21 protein-coding genes are annotated in these 21,186 nt (G+C 69.0%); 15 read left to right on the top strand and 6 right to left on the bottom strand.

Annotation, left to right across the window (positions count from 1 at the left end):
• Window positions 1-16: 16 nt before the first annotated feature.
• The 5 genes from CK240_RS13415 to CK240_RS13395 are packed head-to-tail and all read right to left on the bottom strand — an operon-like array spanning window position 17 to window position 3,442.
• Window positions 17-769 (bottom strand): amino acid ABC transporter ATP-binding protein, encoded by a 753-nt coding sequence (locus CK240_RS13415; RefSeq protein ID WP_095640838.1) that lies wholly within the window; start codon window positions 767-769, stop codon window positions 17-19.
• 25 nt (window positions 770-794) lie between these two features.
• The gene (gene aroQ / locus CK240_RS13410; RefSeq protein ID WP_095640837.1) at window positions 795-1,235 is read right to left on the bottom strand and encodes a type II 3-dehydroquinate dehydratase; all 441 of its coding nucleotides are present in this window, start codon (window positions 1,233-1,235) and stop codon (window positions 795-797) included.
• A 47-nt stretch (window positions 1,236-1,282) separates the two neighbouring features.
• Entirely contained in the window at window positions 1,283-2,092 is an 810-nt protein-coding gene (locus CK240_RS13405; protein WP_095640836.1) for a transporter substrate-binding domain-containing protein, read from the bottom strand.
• A 26-nt stretch (window positions 2,093-2,118) separates the two neighbouring features.
• A complete protein-coding gene (locus tag CK240_RS13400; RefSeq protein WP_095640835.1) occupies window positions 2,119-2,766 on the bottom strand; it encodes an amino acid ABC transporter permease in 648 nt (215 codons plus the stop codon).
• Between the two features lie 10 nt (window positions 2,767-2,776).
• Complete coding sequence (locus tag CK240_RS13395; RefSeq protein WP_095640834.1) at window positions 2,777-3,442, bottom strand: amino acid ABC transporter permease; 666 nt, start codon at window positions 3,440-3,442, stop codon at window positions 2,777-2,779.
• 177 nt (window positions 3,443-3,619) lie between these two features.
• On the opposite strand from CK240_RS13395, the gene CK240_RS13390 reads away from it, so the two are divergent.
• The 13 genes from CK240_RS13390 (at window position 3,620) to CK240_RS13330 (ending at window position 18,059) form a co-directional block, all read left to right on the top strand.
• The gene (locus CK240_RS13390) at window positions 3,620-4,546 is read left to right on the top strand and encodes a LysR family transcriptional regulator (protein WP_095640856.1); all 927 of its coding nucleotides are present in this window, start codon (window positions 3,620-3,622) and stop codon (window positions 4,544-4,546) included.
• Between the two features lie 90 nt (window positions 4,547-4,636).
• Complete coding sequence (locus CK240_RS13385) at window positions 4,637-6,517, top strand: bifunctional sugar phosphate isomerase/epimerase/4-hydroxyphenylpyruvate dioxygenase family protein (protein WP_095640833.1); 1,881 nt, start codon at window positions 4,637-4,639, stop codon at window positions 6,515-6,517.
• A gap of 386 nt (window positions 6,518-6,903) precedes the next feature.
• Complete coding sequence (locus CK240_RS13380) at window positions 6,904-7,155, top strand: type II 3-dehydroquinate dehydratase (RefSeq protein WP_095640832.1); 252 nt, start codon at window positions 6,904-6,906, stop codon at window positions 7,153-7,155.
• Between the two features lie 212 nt (window positions 7,156-7,367).
• The gene (locus tag CK240_RS13375) at window positions 7,368-8,102 is read left to right on the top strand and encodes a PIG-L deacetylase family protein (RefSeq protein WP_095640831.1); all 735 of its coding nucleotides are present in this window, start codon (window positions 7,368-7,370) and stop codon (window positions 8,100-8,102) included.
• Window positions 8,099-9,070, top strand: coding sequence for a VOC family protein (locus CK240_RS13370; RefSeq protein ID WP_205957837.1), 972 nt, complete (start codon window positions 8,099-8,101; stop codon window positions 9,068-9,070). Before CK240_RS13375 ends, CK240_RS13370 begins: the two co-directional genes overlap by 4 nt.
• A 1-nt stretch (window position 9,071) precedes the next feature.
• Window positions 9,072-9,743, top strand: coding sequence for a 4-carboxy-4-hydroxy-2-oxoadipate aldolase/oxaloacetate decarboxylase (locus tag CK240_RS13365; protein ID WP_095640830.1), 672 nt, complete (start codon window positions 9,072-9,074; stop codon window positions 9,741-9,743).
• A gap of 42 nt (window positions 9,744-9,785) precedes the next feature.
• A complete protein-coding gene (locus tag CK240_RS13360; protein WP_095640829.1) occupies window positions 9,786-11,489 on the top strand; it encodes a tannase/feruloyl esterase family alpha/beta hydrolase in 1,704 nt (567 codons plus the stop codon).
• Window positions 11,490-11,492: 3 nt separating this feature from the next.
• Window positions 11,493-12,554 (top strand): 4-oxalomesaconate tautomerase, encoded by a 1,062-nt coding sequence (locus CK240_RS13355; protein WP_095640828.1) that lies wholly within the window; start codon window positions 11,493-11,495, stop codon window positions 12,552-12,554.
• A gap of 139 nt (window positions 12,555-12,693) precedes the next feature.
• Window positions 12,694-14,181: a tripartite tricarboxylate transporter permease gene (locus tag CK240_RS13350; RefSeq protein WP_095640827.1), complete on the top strand. Its 1,488-nt coding sequence runs from the start codon at window positions 12,694-12,696 to the stop codon at window positions 14,179-14,181.
• A gap of 35 nt (window positions 14,182-14,216) precedes the next feature.
• A complete protein-coding gene (locus CK240_RS13345; protein WP_095640826.1) occupies window positions 14,217-15,212 on the top strand; it encodes a tripartite tricarboxylate transporter substrate binding protein in 996 nt (331 codons plus the stop codon).
• Window positions 15,209-15,691, top strand: coding sequence for a tripartite tricarboxylate transporter TctB family protein (locus tag CK240_RS13340; RefSeq protein ID WP_095640825.1), 483 nt, complete (start codon window positions 15,209-15,211; stop codon window positions 15,689-15,691). The genes CK240_RS13345 and CK240_RS13340 overlap by 4 nt, the downstream gene beginning before the upstream one ends.
• Before the next feature lie 67 nt (window positions 15,692-15,758).
• The gene (locus tag CK240_RS13335) at window positions 15,759-16,799 is read left to right on the top strand and encodes an AbrB family transcriptional regulator (protein ID WP_095640824.1); all 1,041 of its coding nucleotides are present in this window, start codon (window positions 15,759-15,761) and stop codon (window positions 16,797-16,799) included.
• Between the two features lie 93 nt (window positions 16,800-16,892).
• Window positions 16,893-18,059: a LysR family transcriptional regulator gene (locus CK240_RS13330; RefSeq protein WP_205957836.1), complete on the top strand. Its 1,167-nt coding sequence runs from the start codon at window positions 16,893-16,895 to the stop codon at window positions 18,057-18,059.
• On the opposite strand, the gene CK240_RS13325 is transcribed toward CK240_RS13330, so the two are convergent.
• On the bottom strand, window positions 18,056-18,928 hold the full coding sequence (locus CK240_RS13325) for an NAD(P)-dependent oxidoreductase (RefSeq protein ID WP_095640823.1): 873 nt from the start codon (window positions 18,926-18,928) through the stop codon (window positions 18,056-18,058). The genes CK240_RS13330 and CK240_RS13325 overlap by 4 nt on opposite strands.
• A 189-nt stretch (window positions 18,929-19,117) precedes the next feature.
• Here CK240_RS13325 and CK240_RS13320 point away from each other — a divergent pair, with 189 nt between their 5' ends.
• On the top strand, window positions 19,118-19,972 hold the full coding sequence (locus CK240_RS13320; protein WP_095640822.1) for an amidohydrolase family protein: 855 nt from the start codon (window positions 19,118-19,120) through the stop codon (window positions 19,970-19,972).
• A 23-nt stretch (window positions 19,973-19,995) separates the two neighbouring features.
• On the top strand, window positions 19,996-21,018 hold the full coding sequence (locus CK240_RS13315) for a Bug family tripartite tricarboxylate transporter substrate binding protein (RefSeq protein ID WP_095640821.1): 1,023 nt from the start codon (window positions 19,996-19,998) through the stop codon (window positions 21,016-21,018).
• Window positions 21,019-21,186 lie beyond the last annotated feature (168 nt).

The raw sequence follows: 21,186 nt of genomic DNA, 5'->3' as shown, positions 1-21,186 counted from the left end.
GGACGGGTGCCGTTCATCAGTGATGCGCCAGGATTTCGCCCAGGAAGGCGCGGGTGCGTTCGTGGCGCGGATTGCGGAAGAAGGCCTCGGGCTCGTTCTCCTCGACGATCTGGCCGTCGGCCATGAAGATCACCCGGTCGGCGACCTGGCGGGCGAAGCCCATCTCGTGCGTGACGCAGATCATGGTCATGCCGTCGTTCGCCAGGCCGATCATGGTGTCCAGAACCTCCTTGACCATCTCGGGGTCCAGCGCGCTGGTCGGCTCGTCGAAGAGCATCGCGATCGGTTCCATGCAGAGCGCCCGCGCGATGGCCACCCGCTGCTGCTGGCCGCCCGACAGCTGGGCGGGGTATTTCTCGGCCTGGTTGCCGATGCGCACGCGGTCCAGAAACTTGCGTGCGGTCGCCTCGGCATCGGCGCGGCTGACCTTGCGGACGCGCATGGGGGCCAGCATGCAGTTTTCCAGCACCGTCATGTGCGGGAATAGGTTGAACTGCTGGAAGACCATGCCGACCTCGCGGCGGATCGTGTCGATGGCCTGCGGGTTGTCGGTCAGTTCCGTCCCGTCCACCACGATGCGGCCCGACCGGATCGGCTCAAGATGGTTGATGCAGCGGATCAGCGTGGACTTGCCCGAGCCCGAGGGTCCGCAAAGGACGATCTTCTCGCCCCGCCGGACATGCAGGTTGACGTTCCGCAGGGCGTGGAACTCGCCGTAATACTTCTCCACCTGCTCCATGCGGATCAGGATGTCGTCGGTGCCGGCCATGCCGCGTCCTCCGGATTTTCTGGGGTCAGGTTGCGGTCAGCGACGCGACGCGCCGCAGTCCGAGGCGGTATCCTTCCGTCCCGCAGCCCGCGATCACCCCGTCGGCGCGCAGGCTGACATAGGAATGGTGGCGGAAGCCTTCGCGCTGATGGACGTTCGAGATGTGGACCTCGATCACCGGCCCGTCGAAGGTCTTGAGCGCGTCAAGGAGGGCGACGGAGGTATGGGTGAAGGCGGCCGGGTTGATGACGATGCCCGCGGCGGCGTCCCGCGCCTCGTGGATCCAGTCGATCAACTGGCCCTCGTGGTTGGATTGCAGGAAGCGGATGTCCACGCCCAGCTCGGCGGCCAGCGCCGCGCAGTCGCGTTCCACGTCGGCCAGCGTCTCGTGCCCGTAGATCTCGGGCTGGCGCTTGCCCAGCAGGTTCAGGTTGGGACCGTTCAGGATGAAGATCAGGCGGGGCATGTCGTCCTCGGGGGCGCGTGCCCGGCGCCGGGGCGCCGGGCAAAGGGTCACTGCGCGATGGTGTAGGGAATGCCGTCCATCTGCGCGGGGAACTCGGGCGGGGTCAGCTGCATCCACTTGTCATAGGTCGCCTTGTAGGCGTCCGAGGTCATGTGGGCTTCGAGGAAGCTGTTCAGCGCCTCGTTCCAGTCGGCCTCGCCCAGGCGGCTGCCGGCGCCGTTGTAAAGCGCGGTCAGCGGCATCTTGTTCTCGTAGACGCCGGGCTTCGCGGCTTCGAGCCGCTGGATGTAGATCTGGTTGCCCCCGACGGCATCCACCTGTCCCGAAAGCAGCGCCTGGATCGTGGCCGCGTCGTCGTCGAAGCGCATGATCTCGGCATTCGGCACCGCCGCGGTCAACGCATTGTCCTGGGCCGAGGCGCGGGGCACGCCCACGCGCTTGCCGGCCAGATCCTCGGCGGTGGCAGCGGCCATGTCCTTGGGCGCAAGGACCGAAAGCTGGTTGGCGGCATAGGGGCGCGAGTACTGGATCGACTGGGCGCGCTCGGCGGTCATGCCCATGGTGGCGAACAGCACGTCCACCTTGTCGGTCGTCAGCGCGGGGATGCGGTTGGCGACCTGCAGGGGCACGAACTCGGCCTTGACGCCCAGGTGTTCGGCGAAGGCGCGACCCATCTCGGCGTCGAAGCCGTCGGCCTCGCCGGCCGAGTTGATGCAGCCCCAGGGGCAGTTGTCGCCCTGGATGCCGATGCGGACCGTGCCCGAGGCCTTGGCCTCCTCGACCGTGCGGGCCTGGGCTGCCAGCGGCAGGGCCAGCGCGGCGATCACCGCGGCGCCGGAAAGCAGTCTTGCGAACATTGGTCTTCCTCCCGTTTTGTTCGTCGTCAGCGCGCGGTTGCCGCCGCGAGCCGCGATTCAATCCGCCGGCCCCACAGCGACAGGGGCCAGCACAGCGCGAAATAGACCAGTCCGACGATGCCGAACACCAGCAGCGGCCGAAAGGTCTGGTTGGACACGATCTGGCCCGCACGGGTCAGCTCGATGAAGCCCACGATGGCGGCGAGCGACGTGCCCTTGAGCAGTTGCACCAGGAAGCCGATGGTCGCGGGCAGCGACAGCCGCATCGCCTGCGGCAGGATCACGTCGCGCATCCGGGCGCGATAGTCGAGGCCCAGGGCATGGGCAGCCTCGGACTGGCCCTTGGGCACGGCCTGGATGGCGCCACGCCAGATCTCGCCCAGGAAGGCCGATGCATGGGCGGTCAGCGCCACCGCCACCGCACCCCAGGCGGGGGGGGCGAGGCCCAGCAGCGGCAGGCCGAAATAGACCACGAAAAGCTGCATCAGCAGCGGCGTGCCTTGGAAGAGGGCGATCCAGCCCGCCGCCAGCGCCGAAATCCAGCGGATGGGCGAGACCCGCGCCAGCGCCACGAGAAAGCCGAACAGGATGCCGCCGGTGAAACCGATCGCGGTCAGCGCCAGCGTCCACATCAGCCCTTGGCCGAGGAAGGCAAGCTCTTGTGGTCCGATCATCGCAAGACCCTCAGCGCGTGGGATAGGCGAAGGCCCGGCGGGCGATCGCGGCGAACATCAGCATCATCAGCCACGAGATGCCGAGATAGATGACGGTGATGGTGAAATAGACCTCGAAGGTGCGGAAGGTGTCGCCGTCGATCCGCTGGGCGACCGAGGTGAGTTCATAGGCGGAGATCGAGGTGGCGATCGAGGTCGTCAGCGTCAGCATGATGAACTGGCTGACGAGCGACGGATAGATCGACCGCAGCGCCGGCTTGATGATGATGAAGCGGAAGACCTCGCTCGGGCGCAGGCCCAGGGCAAGCCCGGCCTCGGTCTGGCCCTGGGGGATCGCATCGACGCCGCCGCGGATGATCTCGACTGCATAGGCGCCGCCGTTCAGGCCCAGGGCCAGGATGGCGGTCGCCGTCGGGTTCAGCCGGATGCCCGCCAGCGGCAGGGCGAAGAAGATGAAGAAGATCTGCACCAGGAAAGGTGTGTTGCGGATCACCTCGACGAAGGTCCGCACGATGGCATGGCCGATCCGGCTCTTGCCGCGCAGCACGGCGACACCTGCGATCCCGATCACCAAGGCCAGCGTCATGCCGGCCAGTGCCAGCCAGATCGTCCCCAGCGTGCCCCAGGCCAATTCCGGCCAGCGTTCCAGCACGACCCCGAAGTCGAGTTGCACCATCGACGTCCTTCTCCCCTCGGGCCGGTGCGCTGTCCGCCCGGCCGGCGCGGCCTTGCCGGCCCGCCTCTCTCCCTTGCCTGCGAGATTGCGCCAAGGGAAGGCGGAACGTCAAAGACGTTTCCGTCTCTGCACGGAACATTCTGTTAATTTGCTCTGTCCTGTGGGATGCTGTCCGTCATGAGGGAACTGACGCTTAGGCAGGTCGAGGTCATCCGCGCGGTGATGCTGGCGGGCACCATCCAGGGCGCGGCCACGCTGCTGGGCGTGTCGGCGCCCGGTATCTCGCGCCTGGTCCGCCATACCGAGGATTCGCTGGGCCTGCGGCTTTTCACCCGCAAGGGCGGGCTCTTCGTTCCGGCCCCCGAGGCCGCCCGCGTCTTCGAGATGCTGCACCAGGTCCACCAGCAGATGGAGAACCTGCAATCCGCCATCGGCTCGCTGAAGAAGGGCGAGGACACGCGGCTCAGCTTCGCCTCGGCGCCGTCCATCGCGCAGTTCATCGCCGCGCGCGCCCTGCGCCAGATCCGCCAGCGGTTTCCCGATCTGTTCATTGACCTCAACATCCTGAAGATCGAGGAAACGGCCGATTACCTGCTGATGGAACGGGGCGAGTTCGTGGTCATGTCCTCGGCTATCGAGAACCCGGCGCTGACCAACGAGCCGCTGGTGCGCGGGCGGCTGGTCGCCATCGTGCCCGAATCGCATCCCCTGGCTGCCAGACCGGCCATCTCGGTCCACGACCTGATGGATCATCCCTTCGTGGGCGTGGACCCTGCCGACCCTTATGGCGCGATCCTGGCCCGGCCCTTCGAGCAGGCGGGGCTGGTCCCGCGCCACACCATGCGCGGCCGCTTCGCGCAGACGGTGGTCAGCCTTGTGCGCCACGGCCTGGGCGTCGCGGTGATCGACGAGTTCTCCGTGGCCGAGGTCTACATGCCGGGCCTCGTCCGCCGGCCGCTGGTGGAGGAGGCCGGGCTGACCATCTACGCCGTCACCAAGGAGGGCCGCGACCTGTCGAGCTTTGCGGAATTCGCCGTGGCCCGCTTCCGGCGCGAACTGAGGGATGCGGCGGCGGCCGCAATTCCCGGAAGTGCGCAGCCTTAACCTGAGGTTAGGGGCAGGGGCAGGCTTGGTATTTGCAGTTCCGCCCTTGCTTCCCCACTGTGGCCCCGGAACGGACATCACGGACACGACATGAAGACCTGCATGGCCACCGTCTCGATCTCGGGCACACTCGGCGAAAAGCTGGCCGCCATCGCGGCGGCGGGATTCGACGGCATCGAGATCTTCGAGCAGGATTTCCTGGCCGAGGACATTGCGCCCCGCGACGTGGCGCGCATGGCCGCCGACCACGGGTTGGAGATCGCGCTGTTCCAGCCCTTCCGCGACTTCGAGACCCTGCCCGAGCCCTATCGTGCCCGTGCCTTCGCCCGCGCCGAGCGCAAGTTCGACCTGATGGGCGAACTGGGCGCAGAGCGGGTGCTGTTCTGTTCGACCGTGCATCCGGCCTCGCTGGGCGGCATCGACCGGGCGGCCGACGACCTGCGCGAACTGGGCGACCTCGCCGCTCGGCGCGGCATCCGCGTGGGCTACGAGGCATTGGCTTGGGGTCGCCATGTCAGCGACCACCGCGACGCCTGGGAAATCGTGCGCCGCGCCGATCACCCGAACATCGGCCTGATCCTTGACAGCTTCCACACGCTGGGGCGCGGGATCGATCCCGACACCATCCGCCGCATTCCCGGCGACCGCATCTTCTTCGTCCAGCTGGCCGACGCCCCGGCCATCCCGATGGACCTGCTGTACTGGTCACGCCACTTCCGCAACATGCCGGGCGAGGGCGACCTGGACGTGACGGGCTTCCTACGCGCGGTTCTGGCGACCGGCTACGACGGCCCGCTGAGCCTGGAAATCTTCAACGACCAGTTCCGCCAGGGCCTGCCGCGTGGAATCGCGCGGGACGGCCACCGGTCGCTGGTCGCGGCGCTGGACGCGGTGCGCCGGGCAGAGCCCTCGATCGCCGTGGACCTGCCTGCCTTTCCCGCCCCCAGCACCGTCGAGGCGATCGAACTGATCGAATTCGCCACCTCGGAGGCCGAGGCGCCGGCGCTGGAATCCATGCTGTCGGCCGCGGGCTTCGCGCGCGCGGGGGCGCATGTGTCCAAGCCCGTGGCGGTCTGGCGGCAGGGCGGCATCAACATCCTCGTCAACACCTCGACCGAGGGCTTCGCCCATACCGCCTTTGTCAACCACGGCACCACGGTCGCGGAAATCGGCCTGCGCGTCCCCGACGCCGCCGGCACCTTCGCCCGTGCCCGCGCGCTGGGGGCGGTCCAGCACGAACAGGCGGTCAGCGGCAACGAGCTGTCGATCCCCGCCATCCGCGGGGTGGGTGGCAGCATGTTGCGGCTTCTGGACGCGGGCGAGGACCTGGGCCGCATCTGGGACGTGGATTTCCGCACCGGCCCCGCGCTGGCGGGGGCCGGGCTGACCCACATCGACCATATCGCCCAGACCACGACCTATGACGAGATGCTCAGCTGGTCCCTGTTCTACACTACGCTGTTCAAGGCCGAGCGATCCCCCATCGTGGACGTGGTGGACCCCGACGGGCTGGTGCGCAGCCAGGCTATCCGCAGCGGCGGGCTGCGCATCACCCTGAACGGGGCGCAGGCGCGCCGGACGCTCGCCGGGCGCTTCCACGAGGAAAGCTTTGGCGCCGCCGTCCAGCACCTGGCGCTGGCGACCGGGGACATCTTTGCCACCGCTGCGGCGCTCGCGGAACGCGGCTTCCGCGCGCTGCGGATCGGCGAGAATTATTACGGCGACCTCGAGGCGCGCTTCGGGCTGGACCCCGGTTTCACCGCGCGGCTGCGGGCGGCGAATATCCTTTACGACTGCGACACCAGCGGGGGCGAGTTCTTCCAGCTTTACGGGGCCGCCACGCCCGAAGGGCTGTTTCTGGAAATCTGCCAGCGCACCGGCGGCTACGACGGCTATGGCGCGCCCAACGCCCCCTTCCGCATCGCCGCGCAGAAACGGATGCTGCGCCACTCGGCCGTGCCGAGGTTCTGAGGGCTGGGCCTGCTGGCCATCGGCCCGAGTCCGGCGCTGCCATGACAATTGCGGCGACCGGGGGCATCCTGAGCGCGGCAGGGTGTGCTGCGGCAGGCAGCCGCATGAGCGGAGGGGCAGAATCGCCGCAAGTCCCCGTTACGCTGAAACGAAGCGGCCCTGTTGCTCCCCGCCATCCGGGCTCCTTCCGAGGAACCGAGGCCGCATGTCTCCGTCCTTAACGGCCCCAACCTGAACTGCGGAACGAGCCAGAGCCGCAGATCCACGGCCACATTATATCGGGGGCTGCGCTTACGCGGTGCCAGTCCGAGGCCGCCGGGCCGGGTCTGACGATCTGCCTGCAAAGGTGAGATCTTCAAGGCGATTAATGCCACGAGGCGCAGGGCATCGCCATCAACCCGGCGGACTGGACCCATGCCCCGGGCGCGATGCTCGACGTGCTCAAATACTTCGACCTACTCAGGATCGAACCGCGCATCTTGAACGCCGATGCGCCCGAGGTGACCTGTCACAGGTCGCTGGTGCCCCTCGCCGCGACGGCCGTGATGACGGGCATCGGCGCCGCCGGCCACGCGCTTGCGCTGCCAAGGTGGCAGGGGACCGCGACCGGGGCCGGCTGGTCGCGATCAACGCAATGATGCTGCTCGACAGGCCCGTGCGCCACTTCGAGCAGGAAGGGCGGCCGGTGGCGGGCGGCGGGCCGGCGCCGCCCTACGGGTGCCTTCGTCCCCGCGCCACAAGCGGGACGGTCCTAGCTAATTCTTATGAAACCGGCCACGCTTCCGAATTGCCGCCCCGACCTCTTGCGACGAGTGTCTGCGCGGAAGGCACGAGCCATAAGGAGCGTTTCATGTCCGACCAGAAGACCGCGCTGGTGATCTCTGCCCATGCCGCCGACTTCGTCTGGCGCTGCGGCGGCGCGATCGCGCTGCATGCCGAGAAAGGGTATCAGGTCACGGTCGTCTGCCTGTCCTTCGGCGAGCGCGGCGAAAGCGCCAAGCTGTGGAAAGACCCCGGCATGACGCTGGACCGGGTGAAGTCCGCCCGCCGCGCCGAGGCGGAAAAGGCCGCGCAGGCGCTGGGCGTGCACGACCTGATCGAGTTCGACCTTGGCGACTATCCCCTGCACCTGACCCAGGACGACAAGTTCCGGCTGGTGGACGTGATCCGCAAGGTCCAGCCCGCCTTCATGCTGAGCCACAGCCAGTATGATCCCTACAACACCGACCACATGTATGCGACGCAGATCGCGCTGGAATGCCGGATGATCGCTCAGGCCTGGGGCCACAATCCGGGCGAGAAGGTCCTGGGCGCCCCCCAGCTTTACCTGTTCGAGCCGCATCAGACCGAACAGATGGGCTGGAAGCCCGACACCTTCCTCGACATCACCCCCGTCTGGGACAAGAAGCGCGCCGCGATCGAGTGCATGGAAGGGCAGGAGCACCTGTGGGAATACTACACCCGCGTCGCCCAGAACCGCGCCAACCACTTCATGCGCAATTCGGGCGGGCAGTCGGGCGGGCGCAAGGCCAGGTATGCCGAGGGCTTCCAGTCGATCTTCCCCCGCACGGTGGATGAGCTGTGAGCGCGCCGACGAACCCGTCCTTCGACATCGCCCATCTGGGCCATGTCGAGATGCTGACCGACCGCTTCGACGAAAGCCTCGACTTCTTCACCCGCGTCTTCGGGCTGAAGCTGTCGGGGCAGGACGCGGACAGCGCCTATCTGCGGGCCTGGGACGACTATGAGCATTGCTCGCTGAAGCTGACCCGCGCCGATACGACCGGCGTCGGCCACATCGCCTATCGCGCGGCCTCGCCCGAGGCGCTGGAGCGGCGCGTCAAGGCGATCGAGGCCTCGGGCTACAAGACCCACGGCTGGATCGACGGCGACGAAAGCCACGGCCGCGCCTTCCGCTTCGAGGACCCCTTCGGCCATGTCTTCGAGATCTACTACGACACCGTCTGGTATCAGCCGCAGCAGGACGCCGAACGCGCGGCGCTGAAGAACACGGCCAGCGCCTTCACCGGGGCCGCGCCGCGCAGGCTCGACCACCTGAACCTGCTGTCCGGGGACGTGACCGAGTTCCGCCGCTTCATGGAAACCTGCCTCGGCTCGCGCGTGACCGAGATGATCCAGCTGGACAACGGGCGGATCGGCGGCTGCTGGTTCACGGTCAACAACAAGACCTATGACCTCGCCTGCACCGAGGAACACGGGCGCGGCCATGGCCGCCTGCACCACGTCACCTTTGCCACCGACCAGCGCGAGGACATCCTGCGCGCCGCCGACATCTTCCTGCAGAACGGCGTCCATATCGAGACCGGCCCCCACAAGCACGCGATCCAGGGCACCTTCTTCCTGTATGTGTGGGAGCCCGCCGGCAACCGCGTCGAACTGGCGAATGCCGGCGCGCGGCTGATCCTTGCTCCCGACTGGCAGCCGGTCGTCTGGACCGAGGCCGACCGCCGGAAGGGCCAGGCCTGGGGCCTGAAGACCATCGAGACGTTCCACACCCACGGAACGCCACCCGTTCAGAAGATGGAGGCCTGAGATGGGCATCGTCGTCAAGAACATTTCCCGCGCCGATGCCGCCGTGATCGACGGGCTGGCCGAGGCGGGCGTCGCCACGGTGCATGAGGCGCAGGGCAGGATCGGCTGCCTTGCCAGCCACATGCGCCCCATCTACGCGGGCGCGCGGATCGCGGGCAGCGCCGTCACCATCAGCGCCCCGCCCGGCGACAACTGGATGCTCCATGTCGCCATCGAGCAGTTGCGCGAGGGCGACATCCTGGTGCTGGCCCCGACCAGCCCCTGCGACAACGGCTATTTCGGGGACCTGCTGGCGACCTCGGCCATGGCGCGGGGCTGCCGCGGGCTGGTGATCGACGCGGGCGTGCGCGACATCCGGGATCTGACGGAAATGGGCTTTCCCGTATGGTCCAGGGCCGTCAGCGCCCAGGGAACGGTCAAGGAGACGCTGGGTTCGGTCAACGTGCCGGTCGTCTGCGCGGGGCAACTGATCGAGGCGGGCGACGTGATCGTGGCCGACGACGATGGCGTTTGCGTGGTGCGCCGCAGCGATGCGGAAACGGTGCTGGCCGCAGCCCGCAAGCGGATGGAGGCCGAGGAAGCCAAGCGCCGCCGCCTTGCCGCAGGCGAACTGGGGCTCGACATCTACGACATGCGCCCCCGGCTGGCCGAGAAGGGCCTGAAGTACATCTGAGCGGGCCGCCAGGCCCGGTCTTGCCGCAAAGGGAAACCCGTCATGAAAACCGCGCCCGCTTTCCTGGTTCCGGTCCTTCTGGCGGCCCTGTCCGCACTGGCCGGTCCCGCTGTGGCCCAGACCGGTGCTGCCGACCTGCCTGCCATTCCTGCCCGGGCCGCCTGCGCCGATCTGGCCGGGGTGGACCTGACCGGCATCGGCGGCGCGGGCAGCGAAGTCACGCAGGCGACCGAGACGACCAGCGATGGCATTGCGGTCTGCTCGGTCACCGGCAGGCTGGCCCCCCGGATCAACTTCCAGGTGCTGCTGCCGACCCGGACGTGGACGCAGCGCTACCTGCAGGTCGGCTGCGGCGGCCTGTGCGGCAACATCACCCTGCGTTCAGGCGCCTCGGCGGGATGCCGGGTGCTGAACGACGGTGGTTTCGTGATGGCCGCGACCGACATGGGCCATTCGGGCCAGTCCGGCGAATGGGGACTGGACGACCGGCAGCGCGCCGATTTCGCCTATCGCGCGCAGCATCTCACCGCCGAGGCCGCCAAGGCGCTGACCCAAGCCTTCTACGGTCAGCCTGCGCGCTTCAGCTATTTCAACGGTTGCTCGGATGGCGGGCGCGAGGCGCTGGTCGAGGCGATGCGCTATCCGGACGACTTCGACGGCATCATCGCCGGCGCGCCCGCGATGCTGTTCCAGGTGCAGAACACGCTGTTCCACGGCTGGATGGCGCGGGCGAACAGCGACAAGGACGGTCGGACGATCCTGACCTCGGACAAGCTGCCGGTCCTGCATCGCGGGGTGATCGCGGCGTGCGACGCCACCGACGGCGTGGCGGACGGGCTGATCGCCCAGCCCGCGCTGTGCAGCTTCGACCCCGCCAGCCTCACCTGCGCCGAGGGTGCGGACACGGCGCAATGCCTGACCCCCGCCGAGGCCGCCGTCGCACGAAAGTTCTACGACGGCCCGCGCGACCCGGCGACAGGCGCGGCGCTGACGGCGGGCCAGCCGCTTCACGGGTCCGAGCTGAACTGGCAGGGCGTCTATGTCGCCGACAGCCACGACCAGGAGGTGTTCAGCACCCGCATCGTGGATCCCGTGCTGCGCTACCTAGCCTTCGATCCGGCGCGCCCGGACATGACCCTGGCCGATCTGGAATTCACCGAGGCCACGCTGGAAGCCCTGCGCCCGCGCCACCCGCTGTTCGACGCGACCAACCCCGATCTTTCCGCCTTTGTGCAGTCGGGCGGCAAGCTGATCCTGTGGCACGGGCTGGCCGACCCGCATATCGCGCCGGCCAACACCGTGGCGCTGCACAAGGCGATGGTCGACCGGCTGGGCGCCGACACCGTTGCGGGGTTCCAGCGCCTTTACCTGCTGCCGGGGGTGAGCCATTGCGGCGGAGGGCAGGGCCCCTCGAACCTCGACCTGCTGACGCCGATGATGGCCTGGGTCGAAGGGGGCGCGGCCCCCGACGCGGTGCTGACCTCCAGCACGGCCGAAACGTCGGACTTCGGCCAGCCCGAGGGCGGGGCCGAGGGACACGGCGGCCCGCCCCAGATGGATCTGGGCGTGGCGTCCCTGCCCGACATGGCAAGGCCGGTCTGGCCTTATCCCGCGACCGCGGCGCTGACGCCCGGCGCCGATCCCACCCGCCCCCAAGGCTGGACGCGCGGCCCGGACGCCGAGATCGTCCAGACCCGCGACTGGCCGGGCGCCGATCTTTTCACCCCCTTCACTCCGGCGGAATAAGCGATGTCTGACGGTATTCCCTGTCTCTGGATGCGCGGCGGCACCTCGAAAGGCGCGTATTTCCTTGCCTCCGACCTTCCGGTCGAACCGGCCATGCGCGACGATCTGCTGCTGCGGATCATGGGCAGTCCCGATCCGCGCCAGATCGACGGGATCGGGGGGGCGGACCCGCTGACCTCGAAGGTGGCCATCCTGTCGCCCTCGACGCGGGCGGATGCGGATGTGGACTACCTGTTCCTGCAGGTCTTCGTCGATCAGGCGCTGGTCTCGGACGCGCAGGGCTGCGGCAACATCCTGGCCGGTGTCGGCCCCGCCGCCATCGAGCGCGGGTTGGTGGCGGCAAGCGACGGCGAGACGGAAGTCCGCATCCACATGCTGAACACGGGAGAGGTCGCCACGGCGCGGGTCCAGACCCCGGGCGGACGCGTCAGCTATGCGGGGGACGCCGCAATCGACGGCGTGCCGGGCACCGCCGCGCCCGTGCCGCTGATGTTCCAGAACATCGCCGGCTCGATGACCGGGGCCCTGCTGCCGACCGGAAACGCCGTCGACGTGATCGAGGGCGTGGACTGCACCCTGATCGACAACGGGATGCCCATCGTCGTCATGCGCGCGGCCGACTTCGGCCTGACCGGGCAGGAGGCCCGCGAGGCCCTCGACGCCGATGAAGCGCTGAAGGCGCGGATCGAGGCGATCCGCCTGATCGCGGGGCCGATGATGAACCTGGGCGACGTGGCCGAAAAGTCGGTCCCCAAGATGACGCTCGTCTCGGCGCCCCGGAACGGCGGCACGATCGGCACCCGCAGCTTCATCCCCCACCGCTGCCACGCCACCATCGGCGTCTTTGCCGCGGTCAGCGTGGCGACCGCTTGCACGCTGCCCGGCTCTCCTGCGGCCGAACTCGCCGCGATCCCGGGCGACGGCCGCTTCCTGATCGAGCACCCGACCGGCGCCGCCGAGGTGCTGATCGAGCAGGACGCAAGCGGGACCGTGACCGGCGCGGGCACCCTGCGGACCGCGCGCAAGCTGATGGACGGGCAGGTCTTTCCCCGTGACCCGGCGTGATCCTGAACCGACGCTATAGCGCCGGCTTATCGGTTCGGGTCGCCTACTAATTTGTCTTGGGGCAGCCGGCGCTGCGATGCTGCCCAGTGAACGGGCTTGACGCCCGCCGATACGGCAGAAACGGCCTGGGGGGAACAGGATGGACGGAATAGCGCAGTCGCTGGGCGTCATCTTCAGCCTGGGCGGCGTGACCGTGCTGCTGGTCGGGGCGCTTCTGGGCATCGTCATCGGCGCGCTGCCGGGGCTTGGTCCGTCCATCGGCCTCAGCCTGCTGATCCCCTTCACCTACACGATGTCGCCCGAACTCAGCATGCTGCTGATGATCTCGCTGTACACCTCGGCGGAATACGGCGGCTCGATCAGCGCCATCCTTCTGTCCACGCCGGGAACGGCGGCGGCGGCGGCAACGGCGATCGACGGCTACGCGATGGCACAGAAGGGCCGCGCGAACGAGGCGATCTCGATCTCGCTGACCGCCTCGACGGTGGGCGGCGTGCTGGGGGGACTTGCGCTGCTGCTGCTGGCCATGCCGCTGGCGCAGCTGGCGCTGCAGTTCGGGCCCGCCGGATATTTCGCGGTCGGGCTGTTCGGGCTGACCTCGGTCGCGGCGCTGTCGGGCGGCTCGCTGGTCAAGGGGCTGATCGGCGCGGCCTTCGGCCTGGCGCTGGCGATGGTCGGCATCGACCCGATCGCGGGCACGCCCCGCTTCACCTTCGGCTGGTTCGAGCTTTACGAGGGCGTGCCCTTCCTGGCCGCGCTGATCGGCCTGTTCGCCGTGTCCGAGGCGATGGCGCTGGCCGAAAAGCACGTCCGCGGCGCCCCGGCGATCAAGGGTCGCGTGGGCCATGTGTTCATGTCGATGGACCTTTGGCGCGAAACCTGGCGGTCGATGCTGTCGGGGTCGGTCATCGGCACGCTTCTGGGCATCCTGCCGGGTGTCGGCGGCAACATCGCCTGCTGGGTGGCGCGCGATTATGCCCGCGCCCGCGACCCGCGGCCCGAGGAATACGGCAAGGGCTCGGCCAACGGCATCGCCGCGCCCGAGGCGTCGAACAACGCGACCGTGGGCGGGGCCCTGGTGCCGCTGCTGGCGCTCGGGGTGCCCGGCTCGCCCACCACGGCGATCATGATGGGGGCGCTGATCATGCACGGGCTGCACCCCGGCCCACAGCTTTTCGCCGAGGCGCCGAGCCTGGTTTACGCGATCCTGTTCGGCGTCATCATCGCATCGCTGGTGCAGTATCTGGTCGGCTCGCTGTTCCTGCCGCTGATGGCGCGCACGGTCATGCTGCCCGACGGGGTGATCGCGGCGGGGATCATGGGCTTTGCCATTCTGGGTGCGTTCGCCATCCGCAACCTCATGTTCGACGTCTGGCTGACCCTGGCCTTCGGCGCCATCGGCTATGTCATGAAGAAGCTCGACTTCCCCGTGGCACCGGTGATCCTGGCGATGGTGCTGGGCTACCTGATCGAGTCGAACTATCGCACGGCGCTTGTGTCGTCGCAGGGCGATTATTCCATCTTCCTGACCGACCCGGTCAGCCTGCTGTTCCTGGTCCTCAGCCTTGTCAGCGTGCTTGTCCCGCTCCGCCGTGCATGGCGCAGGCGCGCCCTGGCGACCGAGTGACCAAGCCAAGCCATCATCGACATGGGAGAGAGACGATGAGCACCAATTCCCACCGGCGCGGGTTCCTGAAGCGCCTGGCCCAGGGCGCGGCCTTCGCGGCCACGCTGGCCACGGGGTCGCTGGGGCTGGCCGCCCCCGCCGCCGCCGAGTTCCCCGAAAAGCCGGTGACGCTTGTCGTCTGGTCGGGCGCGGGCGGGGCGCTGGACACCTATGGCCGCAAGCTGGCCGAGCTGCTGGAAAAGGAAGCGGGCTGGACCGTCAAGGTGGACAACCGTCCCGGCGGCAGCGGCGCCGTGGGCCTGTCGCAGATCGTGACCCAGCCGGCGGACGGCTACCAGATCCTCGTGCTGACCGGCACCCTGACCTTCGGCATCGCGCAGGGGCTGATCCCCTTCAAGCTCGAGGATCTGCGGCTGCTGCGGGCCATGCAGTCCGAGCCCTCGTCCCTGGCCGTGCTGGCCAGCAGCCCCTATCAGAACGTTCAGCAGTTCGTGGACCACATGAAGGCCAATCCGAACGGCCTGAAGGTCGGCGGCCATTCCTCGGGCGGGTTCCACCAGTACATGCTGTACCAGCTGATGCAGCAGGGCGGGTTCGAAAGCGGCTGGATCCCGCATGACGCCTCGGGCAAGGTCACGCTGGGACTTCTGGGCAACCACATCGACGCGGCGATGATGACGCCCTCGACGGGGCTTTCGCAGGTGAAAAGCGGAGAGATCCGGCTTCTGGGCGTGACCACGGCCGAGCGCTCGCCCTTCCTGCCGGACGCGCCGACCTTCAAGGAACAGGGCTTCGACCTGGAAGGCGCGATCTGGCGCGGCATCGCGGTCAAGGCGGGGACGCCGGACGACGCGGTGGCCGCGATCCAGTCGGCCATCGACAAGGTCACGGCGTCCGCCGAATGGAAAACCTTCCAGCAGGAACAGTTCCAGGACAGCCCCGACTGGGCCGAGGCCGAGTTCACCGAGCGCGTGCAGAAGGATCTGGCCGAACAGACCGAGTTCCTGAAGGCCGCAGGCTTCGTGCAATGACCGCCGCGGCGAAGACCGCGGGGCAGGGGGGCGCACGGCCCCCCGGCCTTGCGGCCAACCTCATCGTGGCGATTGTCTGCCTTGCGGCGGCGGCGGGCTATGTCGCCCTGGCGCTGGCCCTGCCGGCCGGGCATTCGCAGGGCGACGCGGGCCCTGCCGCCCTGCCGCTGCAGGTGGGCATCTTCGGGCTGATCGTGTCCGGCCTCTACCTCGTCCTGACGCTGCGGGGCCGGGTCCCTGCGGCCGAAGCCGAGCCGGGCGATGCCCCGCGCGCCGCGGCCGTCGCCGGCATCTTCGGCGCAGCCCTGCTGTCGGTGCCGTGGCTCGGCCTTGCGCCCGCGCTTGGGCTTGCGGGCGGCCTTGTCACCCTTCTGTTTCCCGGCCCGCATCGACCGGCCCGCGCCGTGGCAACGGCGGTCGGCCTGTGGCTGATCGCCTTTCTGCTGTTCGGGAAGCTGCTGGGCCTGCCTCTGCCGTGAATCCGCTCCGGCCGCGCGTTCCCCGGGGCTTGCGGCCGGCGGCGGCAGCTGTGATCACCTTTTCCCCATGCGGCACCTGATCCCGGTCTATCTTGCAGCAGCCTGCGGCGGCGCGGCCTTTGCCGCGCTGGGAATGCCGCTGCCCTGGATGATGGGTCCGCTGCTCGTGTCGGCGATGCTGTCGCTGACGGGCCTGCTGGACCGGACGCTGCCGGTCGTCACCCGGCCCTTCGGCCAGGCGGTCGTCGCCTCGCAGGTGGGACTGTCCTTCACCCCCCAGGCAGTCGCCACGGTGCTGGCCATGTCGCCGCTGCTGGTGGGCCTCGCGGCGATGACGGCGCTTTACTCGCTCGGGGTCGCGGTGCTGCAGGCACGGCTGGCCCGCGCGCGGCTGTCGCGCATGGTGCTGGCCACCTTTCCGATCAGCCCGGTCGAGGCCGCGGTCCTGGCCGAGCAATGCGACATCCCGCCCGCGCCGGTGATCATGGCGCAAACGCTGCGCATCGCCGCCATCGTGACGGTTCTGCCGATCCTGATCTACTGGCTGGACGGCTGGCCGCAGGGCGGGCGGCCGCTGCCCGGCGCCATCGGCGGGGCCGCGGCCCCGGGCCTGGCCGGGCTGGCCGCCGCGGCGGCTGCGGGCGGCCTCCTGTTCCGCCGGCTCGGTTGGGCGAACCCCTATTTCCTGGGCCCCCTCGCTTTGTCCTCGGCGCTGACGGCCGCGGGCACCCCCTTGTCGTCCTATCCGCCACTGGTCCTGGCCACGGCACAGGTCGTCCTTGGCGCGTGGCTCGGCTCGACCTTCCGGCCCGGCATCTTCCGCGAGGCGGGGCGCGAGATGGCGGTGTCTGTCGCCGGCACGCTGCTGCTGCTCGCGCTCAGCTGCGCCTCGGCGGCGGGGATCGCGGGCTGGCTGGGGCTGGACTGGGAAACCGCCGTGCTGGCTGTCGCCCCCGGCGGGGTGACGGAGATGTCCCTGGCCGCGCGCTTCCTGGCGCAGGACGTGGCGCTGGTCACGGCCGCGCATCTCGTGCGCATCTTCCTGTTCATGCCGCTTGCCCGGCCGCTGGTCCGCCTTGTCCACCGGCGCGAGCGGGCCGGCCCGTGATCGCTGCCCCTGCGCGCCGGGGCGGCCCTGAAGGTTTTCCTTTACGCGGGTCACGTCCCCAGCCAGAACGTCCCCGTTGAGGGGGCAACCATCGTGCAGCCGAGCATCCGTCACCTGCGCATGTTCCAGGCGCTGGCACGCACCCATTCGGTGACCCAGACCGCCGCGGCCTGCCTTGTCTCGCAGCCCGCCGTCACCCAGGCCATGCGCAAGCTGGAAGACGACGCCGGGCTTGCGTTGTTCGCGCGCAGCCCGCGCGGGATCTTCCTGACCCCGGCGGGGGAGGTCTTCGCCCGCCGCGTGGACCGGGCACTGGGGTTTCTGGACGAGGCGATGGCCGACATGGCTCGCCCGATCCGCCACCAGGCGACGCGGGCCCAGCTTTCGGCCCTGATCGCGGTATCCGAGCTTGGGAACTTCACCCTCGCGGCCCGCCATCTGGGGCTGGCGCAGCCCACGGTCCACCGCTCGACCACCATGCTGGAGCAATCGGCGGGCGTGCAGTTCTTCCAGCGCACGACGCACGGGCTGATCGCGACGCGCGCCGCGCAGGCGCTGGCCCAGGCGGCCCGGCTGGCCTTTGCCGAGCTTGACCAGGCCGCGTCCGAACTGGCCGCGCTGGCCGGACACGAGGTCGGGCGGATCGTCATCGGATCGCTGCCGCTGTCGCGCTCGGGCTTCCTGCCCGCCGCCCTGCTGCGCTTCCGCGAACTGCGCCCCAGCCTTCCCTTCGAGGTCATCGACGGGCGCTATGACGAACTGCTGGGCGGCCTGCGGCGGGGCGAGATCGACATGATGGTGGGGGCGCTGCGCATTCCCCAGCCCATTCCCGACATCCAGCAGGAACGGTTGTTCGAGGATTCCGCGGTGATCGTGGCCCGGCACGGCCATCCGGTGCTGGCGCGGGCGGGCCTCAGCGCCGCAGATCTGGTGGATTACCCTTGGGTGATGCCGCGCCGGCAGACGCCGCTCCGCGCCACGCTGGACGCGTTCCTGGCCGGGCACCGGCCCCGCAACGTGATCGAAACGTCCTCGGTCATCATGATGCGGGAAATCCTGCGCGGCAGCGACCACCTGGGGGGCCTGTCGCGGATGCAGGCCGAGGCGGAAAGCGAGGCGCAGGCGCTGGCCATCCTGCCGGTCGAGGTGCCGGATTCGCTGCGCCCCATCGGCATCACCGTCCGTGCCGGGTGGGAGCCGACCGAGGCGCAGCGCGCCTTTCTGGACATCCTGCGCGCGCTGGCGGCAGGCGTCCGCTAGTCCAGACGCCCCAGGATCGCCTCGGCGCGGGCGGCGAAATCCTCGCTGCCCCCGGGCAGTTCCAGGTCGCCGATCCGCTGCTGCCAATCCGCCGTGGCCTGCGCCAAGGCGGAAGGAAGGCCCAGTTCGTCCAGCGTCGCCGCGACCTCGCGCATCTCGGCCGCCCGTCTGCGGCCATGCACCATCATGCGTTCCAGATTGTAGGCGGCCTGCTTCGGCCAGTCGATGCCCGGGTTCGAAGCCTGCAGAGAGCCGAGGATGCGCCCGTCCACGCCTGCGCGGCGGGCAGCCAGCAAGCACTCGGCGGTCAGCGCCTCCATCCCCTTGATCATTACCGAGCGGATCATCTTGATCGCCGAGGCATCGCCCACCTGACCGCCCGCGATCTCGAAGGCCATGCCGAGCGAGGACAGCAGCGGTGCCGCGTCCTGCGCATGAGGGCCCGCGATCAGCAGCGGCGTCCGGTGCAGCTTCGGGTGGACCGGCGCCATGATCGCCACGTCCACATAGCGCCCGCCCGCAGCGTCGATGACCTGCGCCGCCCGCCGCTTGGCACCCGGCGAGCAGCTGTTGCCATCGAACCAGAAGCAGCCGGGCGGCAGCAGGCCCGCACATTCCTCGGCCGCCGCGACGGCACGATCGGCGGTGACAAGGCAGAACACCGCCTCGGCCCGCCCGAGCGCGTCGCTCCGGCTGGCGGCAAGCGCGACCCCGGTGCGCTCGGCGCGCTGCCCCGGCAATCCCGTGTCCTTGACGTCGAAGGCCGTTGCGGTGGCCATCCGCTCGCTGCCCCAGCCGGTGGCGAAGGCTTCCGCTGCCTCGCCGAAGCCGATGAAGGCCAGGCGTGGCGCATGATGGTCCTGTGGCATCGCAATCCTCCGTTCCCTTGCGTTCCAGCGATAGCCCACCCCGGCAGGCGTGCAACGAGGCATAGCCTCACCTTATGGGAAGGCCGGCACTTTGAAATTGCCAACCGGCCCTCGGGCGGGTGCGGTGGCGCGCAAGGACGCGCGCCATTCCGGCGGCGATGCGGTTCCACCATGACAGGACACACCAGCATGACCAACCACCCGGCGCGCAGCCATGCCCGGCCGAAATACAAGGCTCCTCCGCTATCGTGCGACGCCCATTGCCACGTCTTCGGACCGGGCGCGATCTTCCCCTATGCGCCCGGCCGCAGCTACACCCCCGCGGATGCGCCGAAGGAAGCCCTGGCCGCCCTGCACGATGCGTTGGGGATCGAACGTGCGGTGATCGTGCAGGCAAGCTGCCACGGTACCGACAACCGCGCCATGCTGGACGCTATCGCCTGGCGGCCCGACCGCTATCGCGGCGTGGCAATCGTGGATGACAGCTTCGGCGACGACGCGCTGCAGGCGCTCGACGATGGCGGCGTCCGGGGGGTGCGGTTCAACTTCGTCCGACATCTCGGTGGCGCGCCGGACAAGGCTGTCTTCGACCGCGTGATCGATCACATCAAGGGGCGCGGCTGGCACGTCGTCCTGCATATGGACGCCAGCGACATCGAACCGCTTTCCGGGATGATCCGGGCCCTGCCGGTGCCCTTCGTGATCGACCACATGGGGCGGGTGGACACCACGCTCGGCACCGGGCAGCCGGCCTTCAAGGCCCTGCTCGATCTTGCGCGGCTGGACAACTGCTGGATCAAGGTCAGCGGGTCAGAACGCATCTCTGCCTATCCCTTCGATGCGGCCGTGCCCTTTGCCGCGGCATTGGTCGAAGCGATCCCCGACCGCGTGCTGTGGGGCACGGATTTCCCGCATCCCAATCTCAAGGTCGAAGTGAGCGAGGCGGATCTGGTCGACCTGGTCCCGCGCGTCGCCCCGACCGTGCAGGCGCAGCAGAGGCTGCTCGTGGACAATCCCGCGCGGCTCTACGGCTTCGCGACCTAAGGCAATCATCGGGGAGGAAGATCGTGAAGAAAGAGAAGAACAGGGCCGTCCCGCGCGCGGCCATCCAGACATGCCGCCGCGCGTTCCTGGGCATCGCGCTTGCAGCCTCGGCTGCGCTGACCGTGCCGGGAAGTGCATGGGCGCAGGCCGACTATCCCACGCGGAACATCACGCTGGTGCTGCCATTCGGGGCAGGCGGTATCGCCGACATCACCGCCCGGGTGGTCGGCGAGGCTCTGGGGGACAGGCTGGGCCAGCAGATCACCATCATGAACCAGCCGGGCGCCGGCGGGCTGACGGCCGCCCGCTCCGTGCTTAATGCGCCCGCCGACGGCTACACGCTGGCACTGCTGTCCAATGGCACCGCCATCAGCGCCTCGCTGTTCAAGGACCTGCAGTTCGATCCGGTCAAGGATTTCGTGCCGGTGTCCAGCATGGCCTTCTTCGACTTTGTCTTCGCCACGCGGGCGGACGGCGAGCTGAAGACGCTGGAAAACGTGCTGGCCGCGGCCAAGGCAAACCCGGGCGCACTGAACGTGGGCACGATCACGGTGGGCAGCAGCCAGAACCTCGCGGCCGAACTGTTCAAATCCGCGTCGGGCGTGGACTTCACGATCATCCCCTACAAGGCCACGCCGGACTTGGTCGTGGCGATGCTGGGCGGGGAACTGGACGTCATCATCGACAGCCAGACGGCGCTGAAGGCCCCGATCGAACAAGGGCAGGCGACGGTGGTCGCGTCCTCCGGGTCGGTGCGCTCGGCCCTTCTGCCCGACGTGCCCACGGCGGTCGAGCAGGGTGTGCCGGGATTCGAGGTGACCTCGTGGAACGCGATCTTCGCGCCTGCGGGAACGCCGCCCGAGGTGGTCGGAAAGCTGAATGCGACGCTGGTCGAGGTGCTGGCCGATCCTTCGATCCAGCAGCGCTTTGCCGAACTGGGAGTCGAGGCACGCTCGAGCACGCCCGACGAGATCGGCCAGCGCCTTGCCGACGACATCGCCAAATGGGGCAAGGTGATCCGCGAGGCGGGGATCCAACAGCAATAGGGCGCAGCGGGCGGTTCTCCTCGGGCAGCCCGACCGGCCCGGGGAAAGCAGCCGAAGTCGTCTTTCCCTGCCTGACGAGGCCGCCGTCGCCTGCCTGACTGCCCGCCGCGGGTCTTTCGTCTGATCGACCTTCGGACACCCGGCGAGGGCGTCCAATGAGCTGATCCG

It is taken from the genome of Paracoccus salipaludis (assembly GCF_002287065.1).
Lineage (GTDB): Bacteria > Pseudomonadota > Alphaproteobacteria > Rhodobacterales > Rhodobacteraceae > Paracoccus > Paracoccus salipaludis.
Note: the sequence above shows the minus strand (reverse complement) of the source record. Positions and strands in the feature narration are given on the sequence as shown.